The 17092-nt window shown below is 68.0% G+C and carries 16 protein-coding genes and 1 riboswitch; of the genes, 3 read left to right on the top strand and 13 right to left on the bottom strand.

Annotated elements, in window-relative coordinates; translation table 11 throughout:
* Nucleotides 1-80: 80 nt before the first annotated feature.
* Both ACA097_RS02130 and acnA read right to left on the bottom strand, forming a co-directional pair.
* Entirely contained in the window at nucleotides 81-1646 is a 1566-nt protein-coding gene (locus tag ACA097_RS02130; protein ID WP_371368206.1) for a PAS domain-containing methyl-accepting chemotaxis protein, read from the bottom strand.
* A gap of 181 nt (nucleotides 1647-1827) precedes the next feature.
* The gene (gene acnA, locus ACA097_RS02125; protein ID WP_371368204.1) at nucleotides 1828-4503 is read right to left on the bottom strand and encodes an aconitate hydratase AcnA; all 2676 of its coding nucleotides are present in this window, start codon (nucleotides 4501-4503) and stop codon (nucleotides 1828-1830) included.
* A 217-nt stretch (nucleotides 4504-4720) separates the two neighbouring features.
* On the opposite strand from acnA, the gene rlmM reads away from it, so the two are divergent.
* Together rlmM and ACA097_RS02115 are read left to right on the top strand one after the other, a co-directional pair.
* Nucleotides 4721-5770, top strand: a complete 1050-nt coding sequence (gene rlmM / locus ACA097_RS02120; RefSeq protein WP_043251550.1) for a 23S rRNA (cytidine(2498)-2'-O)-methyltransferase RlmM — start codon at nucleotides 4721-4723, stop codon at nucleotides 5768-5770.
* Between the two features lie 89 nt (nucleotides 5771-5859).
* Nucleotides 5860-6738, top strand: a complete 879-nt coding sequence (locus ACA097_RS02115; protein ID WP_160286676.1) for a MaoC family dehydratase — start codon at nucleotides 5860-5862, stop codon at nucleotides 6736-6738.
* On the opposite strand, the gene ACA097_RS02110 is transcribed toward ACA097_RS02115, so the two are convergent.
* A complete protein-coding gene (locus ACA097_RS02110; protein ID WP_371368201.1) occupies nucleotides 6739-8298 on the bottom strand; it encodes an alpha/beta hydrolase in 1560 nt (519 codons plus the stop codon). It lies immediately after the preceding gene.
* Nucleotides 8299-8459: 161 nt separating this feature from the next.
* Between ACA097_RS02110 and tusA the strand changes: the two genes are divergently transcribed.
* A complete protein-coding gene (gene tusA / locus ACA097_RS02105) occupies nucleotides 8460-8699 on the top strand; it encodes a sulfurtransferase TusA (protein WP_043251558.1) in 240 nt (79 codons plus the stop codon).
* Between the two features lie 17 nt (nucleotides 8700-8716).
* On the opposite strand, the gene ACA097_RS02100 is transcribed toward tusA, so the two are convergent.
* From ACA097_RS02100 to ACA097_RS02055, 10 genes are all read right to left on the bottom strand, one after another.
* A complete protein-coding gene (locus ACA097_RS02100; RefSeq protein WP_371368198.1) occupies nucleotides 8717-9559 on the bottom strand; it encodes an ABC transporter ATP-binding protein in 843 nt (280 codons plus the stop codon).
* Between the two features lie 5 nt (nucleotides 9560-9564).
* Nucleotides 9565-10398 (bottom strand): ABC transporter permease, encoded by an 834-nt coding sequence (locus ACA097_RS02095; protein ID WP_052355234.1) that lies wholly within the window; start codon nucleotides 10396-10398, stop codon nucleotides 9565-9567.
* 14 nt (nucleotides 10399-10412) lie between these two features.
* Entirely contained in the window at nucleotides 10413-11141 is a 729-nt protein-coding gene (locus ACA097_RS02090; protein WP_371368196.1) for a hypothetical protein, read from the bottom strand.
* Nucleotides 11138-11914, bottom strand: coding sequence for an N-acyl homoserine lactonase family protein (locus ACA097_RS02085; protein ID WP_160286679.1), 777 nt, complete (start codon nucleotides 11912-11914; stop codon nucleotides 11138-11140). Before ACA097_RS02085 ends, ACA097_RS02090 begins: the two co-directional genes overlap by 4 nt.
* Nucleotides 11911-12540: a cysteine hydrolase family protein gene (locus tag ACA097_RS02080; RefSeq protein ID WP_371368194.1), complete on the bottom strand. Its 630-nt coding sequence runs from the start codon at nucleotides 12538-12540 to the stop codon at nucleotides 11911-11913. The genes ACA097_RS02085 and ACA097_RS02080 overlap by 4 nt, the downstream gene beginning before the upstream one ends.
* Nucleotides 12537-13289, bottom strand: a complete 753-nt coding sequence (locus tag ACA097_RS02075; RefSeq protein ID WP_371370467.1) for a creatininase — start codon at nucleotides 13287-13289, stop codon at nucleotides 12537-12539. Before ACA097_RS02075 ends, ACA097_RS02080 begins: the two co-directional genes overlap by 4 nt.
* An 11-nt stretch (nucleotides 13290-13300) precedes the next feature.
* Nucleotides 13301-14176, bottom strand: a complete 876-nt coding sequence (locus ACA097_RS02070; RefSeq protein WP_371368192.1) for an EamA family transporter — start codon at nucleotides 14174-14176, stop codon at nucleotides 13301-13303.
* 2 nt (nucleotides 14177-14178) lie between these two features.
* Nucleotides 14179-15201 (bottom strand): fatty acid desaturase, encoded by a 1023-nt coding sequence (locus ACA097_RS02065; RefSeq protein ID WP_371368190.1) that lies wholly within the window; start codon nucleotides 15199-15201, stop codon nucleotides 14179-14181.
* Between the two features lie 47 nt (nucleotides 15202-15248).
* A complete protein-coding gene (locus ACA097_RS02060; protein WP_160286685.1) occupies nucleotides 15249-16256 on the bottom strand; it encodes an ABC transporter substrate-binding protein in 1008 nt (335 codons plus the stop codon).
* A 44-nt stretch (nucleotides 16257-16300) separates the two neighbouring features.
* Nucleotides 16301-16404: riboswitch (guanidine-I (ykkC/yxkD leader) on the bottom strand.
* 263 nt (nucleotides 16405-16667) lie between these two features.
* Nucleotides 16668-17033: a DUF5329 domain-containing protein gene (locus ACA097_RS02055; RefSeq protein ID WP_043251575.1), complete on the bottom strand. Its 366-nt coding sequence runs from the start codon at nucleotides 17031-17033 to the stop codon at nucleotides 16668-16670.
* Between the last annotated feature and the right edge of the window lie 59 nt (nucleotides 17034-17092).

Here is a 17092-nt window from a genome sequence, read left to right as displayed (position 1 = left end):
TGTAGGAGCGACGGGGGCGCCTAGCCCTTGTCCGCGAAAAGAATCGCGGATGAGATCCGCTCCTACGGGAGCGAACGAACTCAGCGGTTGAACCGCTCAACCAGCGAGTACTGCTCCTGCGCCGTGCCGGTCAGCTCCTCGCTGAGCAGCGCGGTGCGCTGGGCTTCGCCGGAAGTCTGGTCGGCCAGCTGGGCGATGGTCGCGATGTTGCGGTTGATCTCCTCGGCCACCGCGCTTTGTTCCTCGGCTGCCGCAGCGATCTGGTGGGCCATGTCGGCGATGTTGGCCACCGAATCGCTGATGCCGACCAGCGCCTGGTCGGCCAGGAGCACGCGCTCCACACCTTCGTCGGCTTGGCGGCGGCCGGTCTCCATTGCGCTGACTGCGTTTTCGGCAGTCTGCTGCAACTTGGCGATCAGGCCGTGGATCTGCTCGGTGGATTCGGCGGTGCGCTGGGCCAGCGAACGCACCTCGTCGGCCACCACGGCGAAGCCGCGGCCCATCTCGCCGGCGCGGGCCGCTTCGATGGCGGCGTTGAGCGCCAGCAGGTTGGTCTGGTCGGCGATGCCCTTGATCACGTCGACTACGCCGCCGATCTCGTTGCTGTCCTGGGCCAGCTGGCTGACTGCCAGGCCGGTTTCACCCACCGAAGCGGACAAGCGCTCGATGGCTTCGCGGGTTTCGCTGGCGATGCTGCGGCCCTGGCGGGTCAGCTCGTTGGCCTGGCGGGTGGCGTCGGCGGTGCGTTGCACGTTGTTCGCCACTTCCTGGGTGGTCGCGGCCATCTCGTTGACGGCGGTGGCCACCTGGTCGGTCTCCACGCGCTGGCGCTCAAGGCCCGCCGAGCTGTGGTGCGCCAGGCTGTCGGCCTGGCGGGCCTGCTGGGTGAGCTGTTCGGCGGTGTCCTGCAGGCGCGTCAGGCAGGTCTTCAGGCGCGCTTCCTGGCTGAGGATCGACATTTCCAGGCGCGCCTGGGCGCCACGGCTGTCGGTGTACATCTGCGCGATCAGCGGGTCCGAGGTGGTCTGCTCGGCGAGGCGCAGCAGGCGCTTGAGGCCGCGCTGCTGCCAGCCCAGGCCGGCCAGGCCCAGCGGCACGGCGAGCAGGGCGGCGAGGAGGAAGCCCCAGTGCGAGTCCAGCCAGGTGCCGATGAGGAAGGCGACCTGGCTGGTGAGGATGAACGGCAGCCAGTCGAGCAGCACCGGTAGCCAGCGGTCGCGCGAGGGCACGGCCGACTTGCCGGCGGCGATGCGCTGGTACAGCGCCTGGGCGCGTTCCACCTGCTCGGCGGTGGGGCGCACGCGCACCGATTCGTAGCCGACGATCTCGTTGCGCTCGAAGACTGGCGTGACGTAGGCGTTGACCCAGTAGTGGTCGCCGTTCTTGCAGCGGTTCTTGACGATGCCCATCCACGGCCGGCCCTTCTTCAGGGTCTCCCACATGTGCGCGAACACCGCCGGCGGCACGTCCGGGTGGCGTACCAGGTTGTGCGGCGAGCCGAGCAGCTCTTCGCGCTCGAAGCCACTGATGGCGACGAAGGCGTCGTTGGCGTAGGTGATCACCCCGCGGTGGTCCGTGGTGGAGATCAGGCGCTGTTCGGCAGGGAAGGTGCGTTCACGCTGGGTGACCGGCTGGTTGTTGCGCATGTGGGGGACGTCCAGGAAGCGGCAGGTTCAGAGGGGGTATCGGCCGCTTCGACGAAAAGTTGAATGCGGTCACGCTTTTGGCGCTGGCATCATGGCGTGGAAGCAGATTGTAATCAAATTGACATTTGGTGGTATGGCAGCGCCCCGTGACCTTTTGGTCACGGGGCGCTCCGGCTTGGCCTCAGATCAGGCTGCGCAGCACGTAGTGAAGGATGCCGCCGGCCTTGAAGTACTCCACCTCGTTGAGGGTGTCGATGCGGCACAGTACGTCGAAGCTGTCCTGCTTGCCGTCCTCGCGGGTGACTTCCACCTTGAGGGTCATGTGCGGCTTCAGTTCTCCGTTCAGGCCGCGGATGTTCAGCACCTCCTTGCCCGTCAGGTTCAGCGACTTGCGCTCCTGGCCGCCGGTGAACTGCAGCGGCAGCACGCCCATGCCCACCAGGTTGGAACGGTGGATGCGCTCGAAGCTCTCGGCGATCACCGCCTTGACCCCGAGCAGGTTGGTGCCCTTGGCCGCCCAGTCGCGGGAGGAGCCGGTGCCGTATTCCTTGCCGGCGATGATCACCAGGGGCGTGCCGTCCTGCTGGTAGCGCATGGCGGCGTCGTAGATCGCCAGCTTGTCGCCGCTGGGCACGTGGATCGTGTTGCCGCCTTCCTCGCCGCCGAGCATCTCGTTCTTGATGCGGATGTTGGCGAAGGTGCCGCGCATCATCACTTCATGGTTGCCGCGTCGCGAGCCGTAGGAGTTGAAGTCGGCATAGGCCACGCCGTGCTCGCTCAGGTAGCGCCCGGCCGGGCTGTCTTTCTTGATATTGCCGGCGGGGGAGATGTGGTCGGTGGTCACCGAGTCGGCGAGCACCGCCAGTACCCGGGCCTTCTCGATGTCGGCGACTTTCGGCGGCGCCTCGGCGATGTGCTCGAAGAACGGCGGATGCTGGATATAGGTGGAGTCGGCCTGCCAGACGTAGGTCTTCGCCTGCGGCACCTGGATCGCCCGCCATTTCTCGTCGCCCTGGAAGACCTCGGCGTACTCCTTGTGGAACATCGCGGTGTCGACCTTCTGGATGGCCGCGGCGATCTCCTGCTGGCTCGGCCAGATGTCCTTCAGGTAAACCGGCTTGCCGTCCTTGCCGGTGCCCAGCGGGTCCTTCGCCAGGTCCAGGCGCACGCTGCCGGCCAGGGCGTAGGCCACCACCAGGGGCGGGGAGGCCAGCCAGTTGGTCTTCACCAGCGGGTGCACGCGGCCTTCGAAGTTGCGGTTGCCGGAGAGCACCGAAGCCACCGTCAGGTCGGCTTGCTGGACGGCCTTCTCGATGGGGTCGAGCAGCGGCCCGGAGTTGCCGATGCAGGTGGTGCAGCCATAGCCGACCAGGTCGAAGCCCAGCTCATCGAGGTACTGCGTCAGCCCGGCGGCCTTGAAGTAGTCGGTGACCACCTTGGAACCGGGCGCCAGCGAGCTCTTCACCCAGGGCTTGCGCTGCAGGCCTTTCTCCAGCGCCTTCTTCGCCAGCAGGCCGGCGGCCATCATCACGCTGGGGTTGGAGGTGTTGGTGCAGGAGGTGATGGCGGCGATGACCACGGCGCCGTCTTCCAGGCGATGGGTCTTGCCGTCGTGCTGGTAGTCGACGGCCGAGGCGTGGCTGGTTGCCGACTTGGGTTGCAGTGCGGTGAAGTCGTCGAAGGCTTGCGCCACCTGGCCCAGCGACACGCGGTCCTGCGGGCGCTTGGGCCCGGCGAGGCTGGCTTCGACGTCGCCCAGGTCGAGCTGCAGGGCGTCGGTGAACAGCGGCTCCTGGCCCGGCTCGCGCCACAGCCCCTGGGCCTTGCAGTAGGCCTCGACCAGTTGCACGGTCTGCTCCGGGCGGCCGGACAGGCGCAGGTAACCCAGGGTGATCTCGTCCACCGGGAAGAAGCCGCAGGTGGCGCCGTATTCCGGGGCCATGTTGGCGATGGTCGCGCGGTCGGCCAGCGGCAGGTCGGCGAGGCCGTCGCCGTAGAACTCGACGAATTTCCCTACCACGCCCTTCTTGCGCAGCATCTGGGTGACGGTGAGCACCAGGTCGGTGGCGGTGATGCCTTCCTTCAACTTGCCGGTGAGCTTGAAGCCGATCACCTCGGGAATCAGCATCGACACCGGCTGGCCAAGCATGGCCGCCTCCGCCTCGATGCCGCCGACGCCCCAGCCGAGCACGCCCAGGCCATTGATCATGGTGGTGTGCGAATCGGTGCCAACCAGGGTGTCGGGGAAGGCGTAGGTCTTGCCGTCTTCGTCCTTGGTCCAGACGGTGCGACCGAGGTATTCCAGGTTGACCTGGTGGCAGATGCCGGTGCCCGGCGGCACCACGCGGAAGTTGTCGAAGGCGTTCTGCCCCCAGCGCAGGAAGGCGTAGCGCTCGCCGTTGCGCTGCATCTCGATCTCGACGTTCTCGCCGAACGCGGCAGGGCTGGCGTAGCGGTCGACCATCACCGAGTGGTCGATGACCAGGTCGACCGGGGAGAGCGGGTTGATCTTCTGTGGGTCGCCGCCGGCCTTGGCCACGGCGGCGCGCATGGCGGCCAGGTCGACCACCGCCGGCACGCCGGTGAAGTCCTGCATCAGCACCCGCGCCGGGCGGTACTGGATCTCGCGCTCGGAGCTGCGGGTCTGCAGCCAGCCGGCGAGGGCGCGCAGGTCGTCGGCGTTGACCGTGTGGTTGTCTTCCCAGCGCAGCAGGTTTTCCAGCAGCACCTTGAGCGACTTCGGCAGCTTCTCCAGGTCGCCCAGCTGCTTCGCCGCTTCCGGGAGGCTGTAGTAGTGGTAGGTCTTGCCACCCACCGCGAGGGTGCGCAGGCTGTTCAGGCTGTCCACTGCAGGCATGACATTCTCCTCAGGCTGATTGGCCGTCGGCGCTGCACGGAGGCGTCGACGGCGAGCGATGCTGCGTCCTTCAGAAATTTCGCAGGCAATCGCGTCGAAACACTCAAGCTAGACCCCGCAGGCGGGTCCCGCCACGACCGGTGGGCCGCTCGGGCGGCGAATCCGGGTGAAAGCCGCGGCGCCAGGCACTATAGTGCGCGGCCGAGGAGACACCCCGATGAACACCCTGTTACTGCATTGCCGTCCGGGCTTCGAAAACGAAGTCTGCGCCGAGATTTCCGAACGCGCCGCCGAGCTGGAAGTGGCCGGCTACGCCCGGGCCAAGCCCGCTACCGCGTACGCCGAATTCGTCTGCCAGGATGCCGATGGCGCCGAGCTGCTGATGCGCCGCCTGCGCTTTTCCGAGCTGATCTTCCCGCGCCAGTGGGCGCGCGGCAGCTTCGTCCCGCTGCCCGAGCAGGACCGCATCGGCGCGCTGCTCGAAGTGCTGGCCGACTATCCGCAATGCGGCAGCCTCTGGCTGGAAGTCTTCGACAGCAACGAAGGCAAGGAGCTATCGACCTTCTGCCGCAAGTTCGAGAAACCCCTGCGCGCCGCCCTGACCAAGGCCGGCCGCCTGCGCGAGGACCCGAGCCTGCCGCGCCTGCTGCTGACCTTCCGCTCCGGCCGCGAGGTCTTCGTCGGCCTGGCCGGCCCGCGCAACAGCGCCATGTGGCCGATGGGCATCCCGCGCCTGAAGTTCCCCCGCGAGGCGCCCAGCCGTTCCACGCTCAAGCTGGAAGAGGCCTGGCACCACTTCATCCCGCGCCAGGATTGGGACAAGCGCCTGGCGCCGGGCATGCTCGCCGTCGACCTGGGCGCCGCCCCCGGCGGCTGGACCTGGCAGCTGGTGAACCGGGAGATGCGGGTGATCGCCGTGGACAACGGGCCGATGGCGGAGAACCTGATCTATTCCGGCCTGGTCGATCACCAGCGCGCGGACGGCTACGTGTTCCGCCCGCGGCAGATGGTCGACTGGATGGTCTGCGACATCGTCGAGAAGCCGGCGCGCACCGGTTCGCTGATCGAGACCTGGATCGGCGAGGGGCTGTGCCGCGAGGCGGTGGTCAACCTCAAGCTGCCGATGAAGCAGCGCTACGCCGAGGTGCGCAAGATCCTCGGCCGCCTGGAACAGGCGTTCCAGGAGCGCGGGCTGCGCGTGGCCATCGGCTGCAAGCAGCTCTACCACGACCGGGAAGAGGTCACCTGCCACCTGCGGCGTCTGTAATTTCTGAAGGAGAAATCCGACTTTCGGTGACTTGTCCTACAGGCGCGCATTGACCATGCTGTGCGGCGCCTGCCACCACGGAGTCGGTCGTGAAGCGAAAGTTGCCCTCACTGCTGGGCAGTTACAGCCGCATGTTGTTGCCGCGCCGAGGACTGGGGCGCGGCGAGCGCCTGCCTTACCTGGCCATGGACAGCCACAGCCTGCGCCTGGACCTGGGCCATCTGCGCGCCTATCGCCAGCATTTCGGCCTCGATCCGGCGCTGGGCGTGCCGCTGCTCTACCCGCAGGTGATCTGCCTGCCGCTGCACCTGCGCCTGCTCAGCCGCTCGCGCATGCCGCTCTCGGTGCTCGGGTTGATCCACCTGCGCAGCCACATCCAGCGCTACCGCCATCTGCATGAAAGCGACCAGTTGCTCGTCGACTGCCGCATCCTCACCAGCCGGCGTGGCCCGCTGGGCCTGGAGGTCGACGTGGCCACCGAGGTCTGGCACCAGGACATGCTCTACTGGCAGTCGATCACCACCTACCTGCGCCGCGGCGATTTCCTCGATGCCCACGCCGAACCCGACCCGCTGCCCGAGCGTGCCCTCTGGGAAACCCTGGAAGCCCCGCCGCATCCGGGCGTTCAGTGGCGCGTGCCGAAGATCGCCGGCTGGCGCTATGCCGGCCTGAGCGGCGACTTCAACCCGCTGCACCTGTCGCGCTTCATGGCCTCGCACTACGGCTTTGGCAAACCCTTCGCCCACGGCATGTGGAGCCTGGCGCGCAGCCTGACCGGCCGGCGCCTGGCCGAGCACGTGCGGCTGGACGTGCACTTCAAGGCGCCGCTGCCGCTGGGCAGCCAGGTGCGCCAGAGCCATCGTGTGCAAGGGCAGAAGGAGCAATGGGCGTTGCTGCCGGCGGATGCCGAAGGGCCGGCCATGCTGCTCGCCCAGCTCGACGAGGCGCCCGCCGCGCCGCTGCGCTGATCAGGGCTGGGTAGCCACTCGCGGCACCAGTGGCAGCAGGGCGGGCAATTGCACTTCGCCCTGCAGGTCCACCGCGCTCAGGCGCCAGGAGCTGTTGAACAGGTACTGGCCGCTGAAACCGCGCACCAGCAGCCCAAGCTCGTCGCCCGGCGCCAGGCTCGCGCTCACCGCATTGAGCTTGGTGCTGCCACTGTTCATCAGCGGTTTCACCTGTTCGTCGAGGATGCGCGTGCTTCCTTTGGCATCCCGCACCGCCAGCGAAGCGAAAAGCAGGGCGTCCTTGCCCTGGCCCAGGGGCTCTGTGAGGCGCACTTCGGCGGAGCCGAGCAGTGCGCTGGATTCGTCGATGCGCTTGAGCGCAATGAAGGTCGAGCTCTGCAGCCAGCCACTGGTGCCGGGGCGGATGCGCGTGGCCGGCAGTGCCACGGTCGGCCCGGGATGCGGCAGGTCGTCCAGCGCCAGGCCCTGGTCGAGGTTCAGGCTGATGCACAGCGAAGGCACGCTGTCGGCGGCGCCGGGGCGCTGGCGCAGCTTTTCCTCGTACCAGGCGAGGATGCCCTGGTAGAGGTTGATGGCGCGCTCGCCGCAATGGATCACCGGTTCGTTGTTGAACGGCGGCAGGCCGCTCCAGGCTTGCAGCGGCGGCGGCAGGATGTGCCCACCTTGCATGCCGAGCAGGCGCACGTCGGTATCGCCCTGGCGCAGGCACTGGCGGATCTGCAGGCCCTGGTCGAGGGGGAAGAGGGTGTCGCGCAGGCCCTGGATCAGCAGCGCGTCGGCGTGTGGACGGCGGCCTTCGGCGCAGTAGCGCGCCAGGCTGTGGTCGGCGAGTTCCGCCTGCACCGGCGCGGTCATGCGCCCGCTGGCGGTCTGCAGGTAATCGGCCTGGGCGAACTTGCCCAGGTCGTAGCCGGTGGCGATCCCCAGGCTGAGCAGCACGCCGCCCCAGCCGATCTTCAACTGGCCGTCCGGGGCCAGGGCGTCGCTCAGGTCGTACCAGGTGGCGATCGGGACTATGGCGTCGATGCGCTTGTCCTCGGCGGCGGCCAGCAGCTGCACGGCGCCGCCGTAGCTCTCGCCGAGCATGCCCACGCGCGGGTCGCCGGGTGCGTCCATGCGCAGTTGTGGCAGGTGTTGCGCGGCCCAGTCGATCACCGCGCTGGCGTCGCTCACCTCGAAGCGCGGGTCCATCATCTCGATGCGCCCGTCGCTGCCGCCCCAGCCGCGCTGGTCGTAGCTGACCACCCAGTAGCCGGCCTTCCAGGCCTTGAGCGCGGCGCGTCCGGACATCATGGTCTTGCCATAGAAGCCGTCCGGCCCGGTGACCCGCCAGCCACCCCAGCCGTGGGTGTGGACGATCAGCGGCACCGTCTCGCCGGCCTTGAGCGCCGGCTGGAACACCGTGGCCGACAGGCGAGTGCCGTCGCGGGCGAGGATCACCGCGTCATAGGAGGTCGCCGGCAGATCCTGGCCACGGTTGGCGGCGTAGTCGGGCAACTGGTCGCGGGCGGCGCAGCCACTGAGCAGCAGGACCAGGCAGAGCAGGGCGGGCAGGCGCATGCGGCGGGACATCCGGTGTCGGGGAGGGCGTCGAGCTTAGCCCGGTGAAGGCACGCGGCCAGCCCGACCAAAGGTTGGCGCCATGCCGTTCGCCCGCCACGCGTGACCGCGCGGGGCGCTTTGCGCGACAATGCGGCCCATTCGATTTGCGGAGTTGCTCCATGTCCCAGCCTGTCGACGCCATCCTCGACGCCACCGGCCTGAACTGCCCCGAGCCGGTCATGATGCTGCACAACAAGGTGCGCGACCTGCCGGCCGGCGGCCTGCTCAAGGTCATAGCCACCGACCCCTCCACCCGTCGCGACATTCCCAAGTTCTGCGTGTTCCTCGGCCATGAACTGGTCGAGCAGCAGGAAGAGGCCGGCACCTACCTCTACTGGATTCGCAAGAAGGCCGACTGAGGCAGCGCGTGCCGGTTTCAGGCCGGCGCGGTGCGGGTCAGCTGTTCGAGCAGTTCCAGGTCGGTGTTCATCCCGGAGGTCTCGCGGATGCGCGCCAGGATCTCCTTCTTCAGCGCGATGAATTCCGCCGTCAGCTTCATGTCCTGGTTGCGCTCGGCCGGCAGCGGCACCTCGTAGATGCTGTCGATGCGCCCCGGGCGTGGCGCCATCAGCACGACGCGGCCGCCCAGGTAGATGGCTTCCTCGACGTCGTGGGTGACGAACAGGATGGTGCTCTTCTCCAGCCGATGCACATGGCGGATCAGGTCGTGCATCACCTCGCGGGTCTGCGCGTCCAGCGCGCCGAAAGGCTCGTCCATCAGCAGGATCTGCGGCTTGGGCATCAGCGCGCGGGCGATGGCCACGCGCTGTTGCATGCCGCCGGAAAGCTGGTTGGGGTAAGCGTTGGCGAAGGCCTTCAGGCCCATCAGGGTGAGCAGCGCATCGGCGCGGCCGCTGGCCACTTCGACGTCTGCGTCGCCGCGCACGGTGTCGGACACCACCTTCAGCTGCCGGCAGAACTTGATGTTCTCCATCACCCGCAGCCAGGGGTAGAGGCTGTAGTGCTGGAACACCATGGCGCGGTCGATGCCCGGTCCGTCGATGGCGCGGCCCTCGACCAGAATCTGCCCGGCGCTGTGCCGCTCCAGCCCGCCGATGCTGCGCAGCAGGGTGGACTTGCCGCAGCCGGAGGCGCCGACGAAAGTGATGAACTCGTTCTCGCGGATGTCCAGGCTGACGTCCTGCAGCGCCTGGACGTTGCGGCCACCGCCGGTGAAGACCTTGCTGACGTTGCGGATGCGGATTTTCGAATCGTGCATGGCGCTTACCTCTTCAACCAGGGGAAGGCTGCACGACCGAGCCAGCGGAACGCCTGGTCGGTGAGCAGGCCGATGACGCCGATCAGCAGGATGCCGGCGAAGATTTTGTCGGTCTGCATGTAGCGCTGCGCCTTGAGGATCGCGTAGCCCAGGCCCGAGTTGGCGGCGACCAGCTCGGCCACCACCAGGTAGGTCCAGGCCCAGCCGCAGGTGATGCGCAGGGTGTCGAGCAGCGCCGGGCGCGCCGAGGGCAGGATCACCAGTTTCACCACCTCGCTGCGCGAAGCGCCCATGGTCTGCGCCGCCTCGATCTGCGCCATGGGCACCCGACGCACGTCCTCGGCGACCATCAGGACCATCTGGAAGAAGGTGCCGATGAAGATGATCAGCACCTTGGAGCCCTCGTCGATGCCGACCCAGAGCATCACCAGCGGGATGAAGGCCACCGCCGGCATGTAGCGGATGAAGTCGGTGAGCGGTTCGAGGAACGCCTGCACCGGGCGGTAGGTGCCGATATAGAGGCCCAGCGGCAGGGCGATCACCGCCGAGGCGAGAAAGCCCGCCATGACCCGCCAGACGCTGATGCCGATGTCGCCGAGCAGGCCTTCCTCGCTCCACCAGTGGCCGGTGCGCAGCACCACCGCTTCCGGGCTGGGGAGGAACATTGCATTGCTCAGCCCGAGCGCCGTCCAGGCCCACCAGAGCAGCAGCGGCAAAAGCAGGCCGCCGGCGGCCAGCGCCCAGACGGCGCCGCGCGGCAGCTCGCCGCGAATGCTCCACCAACTGGCGCGGGGCGGCGCGCCGGCCGGGGTTTCGGGAAGGACCTGGTGAGCGGTCATGGGCATACCTCCGTCTAGGACATGGGATCGGGTGCGACCTTCCAGCCGCCTGCCGGTGGCTTTGCGCCAAGGTGCGCCAGGCAGGTGGCGCCGAATAATTCGGCGGGGCGGTCGGGATCGGCTTCGGCTGGCAGCAACGCGGCGCCAATGCGCGCGGGCAGGGTGGACAACTCGATGCGCCAGGGCGTGAGGCCGCCGTGGTGGCGGCCGAAGGAAAGCTCGAAGTCCAGCCAGCCCGGGTCCTGCGCGGCCAGTTCGGCGAGATCGGCGCCTTCGGGCGCGGTGCGCGGCAGCCCGGCGGCGAACAGGAAGCAATCGCCTGCCAGCAGCAGGCAACCCTGGCGGCCATCGGCGCTATGCAGCCAACTGCCCCAGTTGCGCCCGACAGATTCCGGCAGGCGCTCCCAGACCTCGTGGTAGCTGCCGTCGAGGCCGTCTTCGAGCAGGTACTCGCTGTTCTCGAAACGCATGAGGCCGATGTCGTCCTCGCCGGTGGCCGGGCGGAAGTCGATCAGCCGATGCCACTGGCAGCGGTCGCCGACGATCTCGGTGACGCCGGCGAATCCGGCCTGGGTTGCGCACTCGGCGGCGCTGGCGGGCGCCGGCAGGGGAATCCGCAGGTCGGCGAACAGCCGCGAAGTCTGCAGCCAGTACACCCGCGTGCTGGTGTCGCGCTTGCCGGCGGTGGTGGTCAGCAGCGTGCGCTGCCACACGCCCAGGTAAGTCTCGGGCACCGGCTTCATGCGTGGTACTCCGGGAAGCGCTTGAGGCTCTGGTAGAAGGCCATGTCGTGGTTCGGCCAGAGCTGCCCGCCGGTCTCGCCGGCCAGTGCCTTCAGCTTGCGGATGCTGTCGATGGCCATGTCCTCGCGGTCCTGCCAGAGGGTGCCGGGGGCGATTTCCTGGTCGAGGTTTTCCTGCAGGTCGGCGGCGTCGCCAGCGAGGATCACCGGGCGGCCCTCGGGCAGCTCGATCAGCAGCGACATGTGCCCGGCGGTGTGGCCGGGCGTGGCGATGGCGCGCACGCCGGGGACCAGGTCGTACTCGCCGGTCTGCACCTTCCAGCGGTAATCGCCGGCGAAGTCGTCGAAGAAGTAGGCGTCGTCGGCCTGGGCGCGGGCGGCGGCCAACTCGTCGGCGTGCACGTGGACCTCGGCGCCGCAGACCTCGCAGAGCCCGCCGCAATGGTCGAAGTGCAGGTGGCCGAGGAACACCAGGTCGATGTCCGCCGGGGTCAGCCCGAGCCGCGCGAAGTGTGCCGGCAGGCGCTGTTCCTCGGTCATCTGCGGCGGGTCCATGGAGAAGCCGCCGTACCAGCGTTCGCGCAGCGCCGGGTCGTGGATCTTGCGGTAGTCGCAGCCGACGTCGTAGAGGATGCGGCCCTGGCGGGTCTCGATCAGGTAGGCGAGGATCGGCGCCTGGATCTGGATGCCATGGCCGCGTTGCCAGGTGGAAACCGACTTGTCGTAGCGGTGGGTGGCGGTCAGCAGCGGCCACAGGCGGGTCACTTGGGTCATCGCGGGGTCTCCCATTCGGCGAGCAGGGTTTGGCTGTCGAGGATACGGCCGAACACGCCGCCTTCCACCCCCACCATCTCCAGCGCCGCTTCGTGCAGGTGCGGATAGGCCGAGCCGCAGGCGTCGCCCACCAGCGTGCAGGCGAAGCCCAGGTCCACCGCCTGGCGCAGCGTGGAGCTGACGCAGACTTCGGTGGTCACACCGCACAGCACCAGTTCCTCGACCCCGGCATTGCACAGCAGCAGCTCAAGATCGGTATGCGCGAAGGCGCTGTAGCCGGGCTTGTCGATCACCGGCTCGCCCGGCAGCGGGCGCAACTCGTCGATCAGGTCGTGGCCGTATTCACCGCGCACCAGCAGGCGCCCGAGCGGGCCTGGGTGGCCGATGGGTGCGCCGGCATTCTCGGCGCGCCGGCGCTTGTATTCGGGCAGGTCGGAGAGGTCCGGGCGATGGCCTTCGCGGGTGTGCACCACGAGCATCCCCAAGGCCCGCGCGCCTTCGAGCAGACGCAGGATCGCCGGGATGGGTGCGCGCAGGCGGCCGATGTCGAGGCCCGCGCGGTCGGCATAGCCGCCAGGCGCGCAGAAGTCGCGCTGCATGTCGATGACGATCAGCGCGCGCCTCATCCAAGGAACTCCGTGCGGATCGCTGCAGCAATTCCCTCGCAGATGTCCATGGCCATGCGCGCGCCTTTCTCCGCGCTGGCGCCACGCGCCGAAGAGAGCACGCCGGACGGCGGCACCCACTCGGTGCGCGATGGGTAGATGTCGTAGGGCGGGAAGTCCGCCGGGCCGTCGTCGGGGATCAGGTCCAGGCGCACCAGCTGCGGCAGGTAATGCAGCATCAGCGAGGTCTCGATCACCGCCGCGTGCTCCAGGGCGAAGCCGGGGAAACCGTCGGGGAATACCGCGTCGAGCGTCGCCTGGGTGCAGAAGTCCCAGTGCTCCAGGCGCATCACCCGCAGCGGGTGGCCTTCGCCCAGCTCGCGCAGGGCGAGCTGGATGCCCTCGGTGAGGAACCACTGGTTCTCGTAGTGCCCATCCACCAGCACCAGGCGGGTGACGCCGTGGCGGGCGAACTCGCGTACGGCATCGCGCACCAGCGCTACCAGCGTTTGCCCGTCGAGGCTGGTGGTGCCGCAGAAGTGTTGGCCGCCGCCGCACTTGGGCTGCGACTTGTAGCCATAGGAGAGCGCCGGGGCGACCAGCGCACCAAGCCGCGCGGCGACGTCCTCGGCAATCGCGCTGGCGAGCAGCGCGTCGGTGCCCAGCGGCAGGTGCGGGCCGTGTTGCTCGGTGGCGCCGCAGGGCAGCAGTACCACGGTGGCGTCCTCGCGCACGCGGCGCGCGTATTCGACCCAGCTGAGCTGGTCCATGCGAACGGTGGTCACGGGCTTACCTCGCTAGCAGAAGGGAAGGAATCACGCGGCGGTCGCGCGGCGATCAGCGCGGCGGCCAGCACCAGGGCGCCGCCGAGCCATTCGCCGACACCGAGCTCGCGCTCTCCGAAGGCAGCGGCGGTGAGCACCGAGACCAGCAGTTCGATCACCACCAGCACCGCCGCGCGGCTCGCCTCTACATGGCTGAAGCCGTACTGCGCGGCGCCCATGGCGGCGAGCCAGAACAGGCCGAAGGCGGCGATCTGCAGCCAGGTTCCGGCGTCAGCAGAGGGCAGGGCGGTGCCATCGAGCAGGCAGAAGAGGGCGGCGCAAGCGGCGCTGCCAATGAATGCGGCCATCGCCTTGCTCGCCAGCGGGACCTGCTCGGCGGCGCGGGTGGCCAGGTTGTTCAGGGCGAAGGCGAAGCCGGCGGAGAGCGCCAGCCAGTCGCTGGCGGTCAGCGCGGCGAAGGTGTTGCGGTTCACGCCCAGGGTCAGGGCGATGCCGACCAGGGCGAGCAGCAGGGCGCCGATGCGCACGGCATCCAGGCGCTCGCCGAGCAGCAACCAGCCACCCAGCAGGCCCCAGGCCGGGGCCAGGTAGAACAGCAGCATGCTGCGCACCACGTCGCCTTCGGAGAGCGCGCCGACCAGCCCGGCAGTAGCCCAGCCGCCGCAGAGCACGATGCCGAGCAAGGCGCTGCGTTGCGGCCACCATGCACGGCGCTGGCGATAGAGCACTGCGAGCGTCGGCAGGCTGAGCAGGCCGAAGGTGTAGAGCACCATGGGCATGCCGGCCAGGCCGAGCCCGGCGAAGTGCGCCAGCGGCATCCAGCCCAGCCCCCAGAGGGCGGCGCCGAGCAGCAGCACGGCCTCTGCGCGCATGTTCACACCGCCGTCAGGAAGGACACGCCAACTGCGCCGTAGAAATCGTCGGCACGCCGTTCGCCGCTGGACTCGACCACCCCGTAGTCGTCGTCGAGCACGCGGCGCAGGCGGTGCTGGTGGAAGCTCTTGAACAGCAGGTGCATCGGCAGCACCTGGGCGTAGCCGTCGCCATACAGCTCGTGGTGCAGCTTGCGCAGGCGATACCAGGGCGCCACCGGCTTCTCGTGGTGCGCGTTGTGGTAGGCGAAGTTGAGCAGCAGCAGGTCGAGCACCGGCCAGCGCACCGAGACCACGTTGGTGTAGGTGTTCATCTGCTCGTAGGCGCGGTCGCGCTGCTTGTCCTCGGGAATGCGCGCGTCGTCTTCCAGCACCGCGAAGGCGTCGTACGTGTGCTGGTAGGCATCGGTGAAGCGCAGCACGACGATCATCAGCGACCAGGCGACGAAGTAGAGCAGCAGCGCCTTGATCGACACAGCGGCGACGACGCCGAAGATCGCCCCGCGCACCAGCAGGGTGAGCAGCACGCGGCGGCGGTTGGCGCGGTGCTTGTCGCTGCTGCTGATGAAGGGCAGCAGGATCACGTAGTAATGCATGATCAGCTCGACCGCCGGGATGTACGCCCACTCGGCGGCCAGCACCAGCTTGCGCAGCCAGCCGGGGCAGCGCTTGAGGAAAACCTTGGTGTCGAAGGTGATGACGTCGGCGCGATCGACGTGGTGGCGCATGTGCTTGCGCCGCAGGTCCTGGAACGTGGCGTAGCAGCTACCGCAAATCCAGCTGCACAGTTCGCCCGCACGGTTGTTGTTCTTCGGCTCGGCGAAGATGGTGCCGTGGGCGAATTCGTGGATCAGGTAGGCCGCGACAATCATCGCGTGCGCCAGCAGCAGCGTGCCGAGCAGGTTCAGCGTCCAGTGCCCGGCGAACAGCAGGGCGAAGCCGGCGAAATAGCCGCCGAAGGCATAGGCCAGCGCCAGGCTGTTGGGCAGGCGGCCGTCGGCGTAGCGATACAGGGATGCGGACATGGAATCCTCCGGGCGCGCCCCGCCGTCCCGGGCGGGGCGCGGGTGGGTCACTTGGCCATGGCTTGCACGAAGCTGGCGTCGAAGGTCTGGGCGAAGTCGGGGATTGCCGGGATCTGCCCGTTGTCCTTGAGCAGCTGGGCGATCACCGCGCCGCTGCCGAAGAACGAGCTGGTGGCGTCGGACTTCTCGAAGTTCTTGCCCATCTCGGCCAGCGGGATGTTGTACACGCCGCTCATCTGCGACTTGGCCTCGGCGGCGCTGACGCCGAGCACCTTGCCGATGATCTCGGCGGATTCGTCCGGGTGGCTCTGCATGTAGGCCAGGCCGTCGACGTAGCCCTGGATCATCGCCTTGATCGCCGCCTGGCGCTTGGCGATGGTCTTGGCGTCGAACACCAGCACGTCGGTGATCAGGCCGGGCGCCTGCTTGGACGAATAGACGACGTGGAACTTGCTGCCGGGCATGCCGAGGATCTGCGACACGTTCGGCTCGTAGGTCACGCCGATCGGCAGGCTGCCCGAAGCCATGGCGCCGGGGATGGCTTCCGGGGTCATGTTCAGCGGGTCGATGTCCTTGGCGGTCAGCCCGTTGCTCTTGAGCGCGTAGGCGAGGAGGAAGTCCGAAGGCGAGAGCGGGTTGAAGCCGATCTTCTTGCCCTTGAACTGGTCGACCGAGGTGATCGACTTGTCCGCGACGATGGCGTCGCCGCCGTTGGAGAAGTCGATGGGCATCACCACCTTGTAGGCCTGCCCCTTGGCCACGCCGCCGACCACCTGGTCGTAGGTCAGCATGCCGCCGTCCAGCGCGCCGCCGGCGATGGCGGTGGGAATCAGCGCGGGGTCGTTGAAGAACTGCAGCTGCACACTGAGCCCGTGGGCCTTGTACAGATTGAGCTTGTCGGCGACGTAGAAGGGCGCGTAACCGGCCCAGACGACGGTGCCGATCTTGAGTTTTTCCGCGGCTTGAACGGTGAACGGCAGGACGACGGCGGCGGTGGCCAGACAGGCACCGAGCAGGGTCTTGCGCAGGGAACGCAGGGAAAGCGGCTGGGTCATGGCATTGCTCCTACACGTTGGAAATCGGCACGGGATGACGTCACGTCTCCCGGGCTTTTCTCCCGCCGTGTAACCCTGTCCTTAGGGCCGGAAAACTCTCGGACCAGCCATCCACGCAAGGTGGACCGGAACCCTAGTTCGCCTCTGGTGCAACTCCAGTGTGCCGAGCTTCGTGAGCGCCGCTGGCCACGCCGGCGGGGACTCATCCCGTTCGCAGGGACAGGAGCAAGTCCGGTGCCAGGTTTCTCATCGCGGTGATAAGTCGTTGTCGCTCAATGACTTGTCATGACGAAGGGCGGACAGCTGCGCCTGCGCGGTGCATGAACTTTGCACCAAGTGCTGGCAGACGGGCAGGGGCGGTGCCTTCGGAAGAGGCAGGCGGCCACCTGCGCGAAGCAGCGGTTGCGAGGCTCATTGCCCCTGGCGCAAGCGCTTGAGCTCGGTGGTCAGCCAGGTGCTGGCCTCCTGTTTACCGCCCGGGCAACTGACCTGGTAAGGCTTGCCGCTCATGCTGCTTTTGCTGGCGGCGCGCTCGATGAAGTCTTCGGCGCTGTTCACCAGGTCCTTGTTCTCCAGGTAGTCGAGCTTTTGCTGCAGATGAGCGCGGGCCTTGCTGCCCGAATACTCGCTGCCATTGCGGATGAACTGGCAATCGCTGTGCTCGACGAAGTTGAGCAGTGCATCGATCTCCGCAGTGGCCTTGGGGCTGGGTGCGGCCTGGAGAGCCAGCGAGGAAAGGCAGAGCAGCAGGGGGAGTAGGTTACGAATCTGACGCATAACGTGTCCTTCTTGGCAGTGAGGCATGACAAAGGTGCCGGTATTTGCGGGGCAGAGCG

The sequence above is a fragment of the Pseudomonas sp. QL9 genome, from assembly GCF_041409665.1.
GTDB classification, from domain to species: Bacteria; Pseudomonadota; Gammaproteobacteria; order Pseudomonadales; family Pseudomonadaceae; genus Pseudomonas; species Pseudomonas knackmussii.
Note: the sequence above shows the minus strand (reverse complement) of the source record. Positions and strands in the feature narration are given on the sequence as shown.

Excerpts from the sequence above, each read along its gene's own strand:
- ACA097_RS02130 (WP_371368206.1), bottom strand. The coding sequence starts at position 1,646 with ATGCGCAACAACCAGCCGGTCACCCAGCGTGAACGCACCTTCCCTGCC.
- acnA (WP_371368204.1), bottom strand. The coding sequence starts at position 4,503 with ATGCCTGCAGTGGACAGCCTGAACAGCCTGCGCACCCTCGCGGTGGGT.
- rlmM (WP_043251550.1), top strand. The coding sequence starts at position 4,721 with ATGAACACCCTGTTACTGCATTGCCGTCCGGGCTTCGAAAACGAAGTC.
- ACA097_RS02110 (WP_371368201.1), bottom strand. The coding sequence starts at position 8,298 with ATGCGCCTGCCCGCCCTGCTCTGCCTGGTCCTGCTGCTCAGTGGCTGC.
- tusA (WP_043251558.1), top strand. The coding sequence starts at position 8,460 with ATGTCCCAGCCTGTCGACGCCATCCTCGACGCCACCGGCCTGAACTGC.
- ACA097_RS02100 (WP_371368198.1), bottom strand. The coding sequence starts at position 9,559 with ATGCACGATTCGAAAATCCGCATCCGCAACGTCAGCAAGGTCTTCACC.
- ACA097_RS02095 (WP_052355234.1), bottom strand. The coding sequence starts at position 10,398 with ATGACCGCTCACCAGGTCCTTCCCGAAACCCCGGCCGGCGCGCCGCCC.
- ACA097_RS02090 (WP_371368196.1), bottom strand. The coding sequence starts at position 11,141 with ATGAAGCCGGTGCCCGAGACTTACCTGGGCGTGTGGCAGCGCACGCTG.
- ACA097_RS02085 (WP_160286679.1), bottom strand. The coding sequence starts at position 11,914 with ATGACCCAAGTGACCCGCCTGTGGCCGCTGCTGACCGCCACCCACCGC.
- ACA097_RS02080 (WP_371368194.1), bottom strand. The coding sequence starts at position 12,540 with ATGAGGCGCGCGCTGATCGTCATCGACATGCAGCGCGACTTCTGCGCG.
- ACA097_RS02075 (WP_371370467.1), bottom strand. The coding sequence starts at position 13,289 with ATGGACCAGCTCAGCTGGGTCGAATACGCGCGCCGCGTGCGCGAGGAC.
- ACA097_RS02070 (WP_371368192.1), bottom strand. The coding sequence starts at position 14,176 with ATGCGCGCAGAGGCCGTGCTGCTGCTCGGCGCCGCCCTCTGGGGGCTG.
- ACA097_RS02065 (WP_371368190.1), bottom strand. The coding sequence starts at position 15,201 with ATGTCCGCATCCCTGTATCGCTACGCCGACGGCCGCCTGCCCAACAGC.
- ACA097_RS02060 (WP_160286685.1), bottom strand. The coding sequence starts at position 16,256 with ATGACCCAGCCGCTTTCCCTGCGTTCCCTGCGCAAGACCCTGCTCGGT.
- ACA097_RS02055 (WP_043251575.1), bottom strand. The coding sequence starts at position 17,033 with ATGCGTCAGATTCGTAACCTACTCCCCCTGCTGCTCTGCCTTTCCTCG.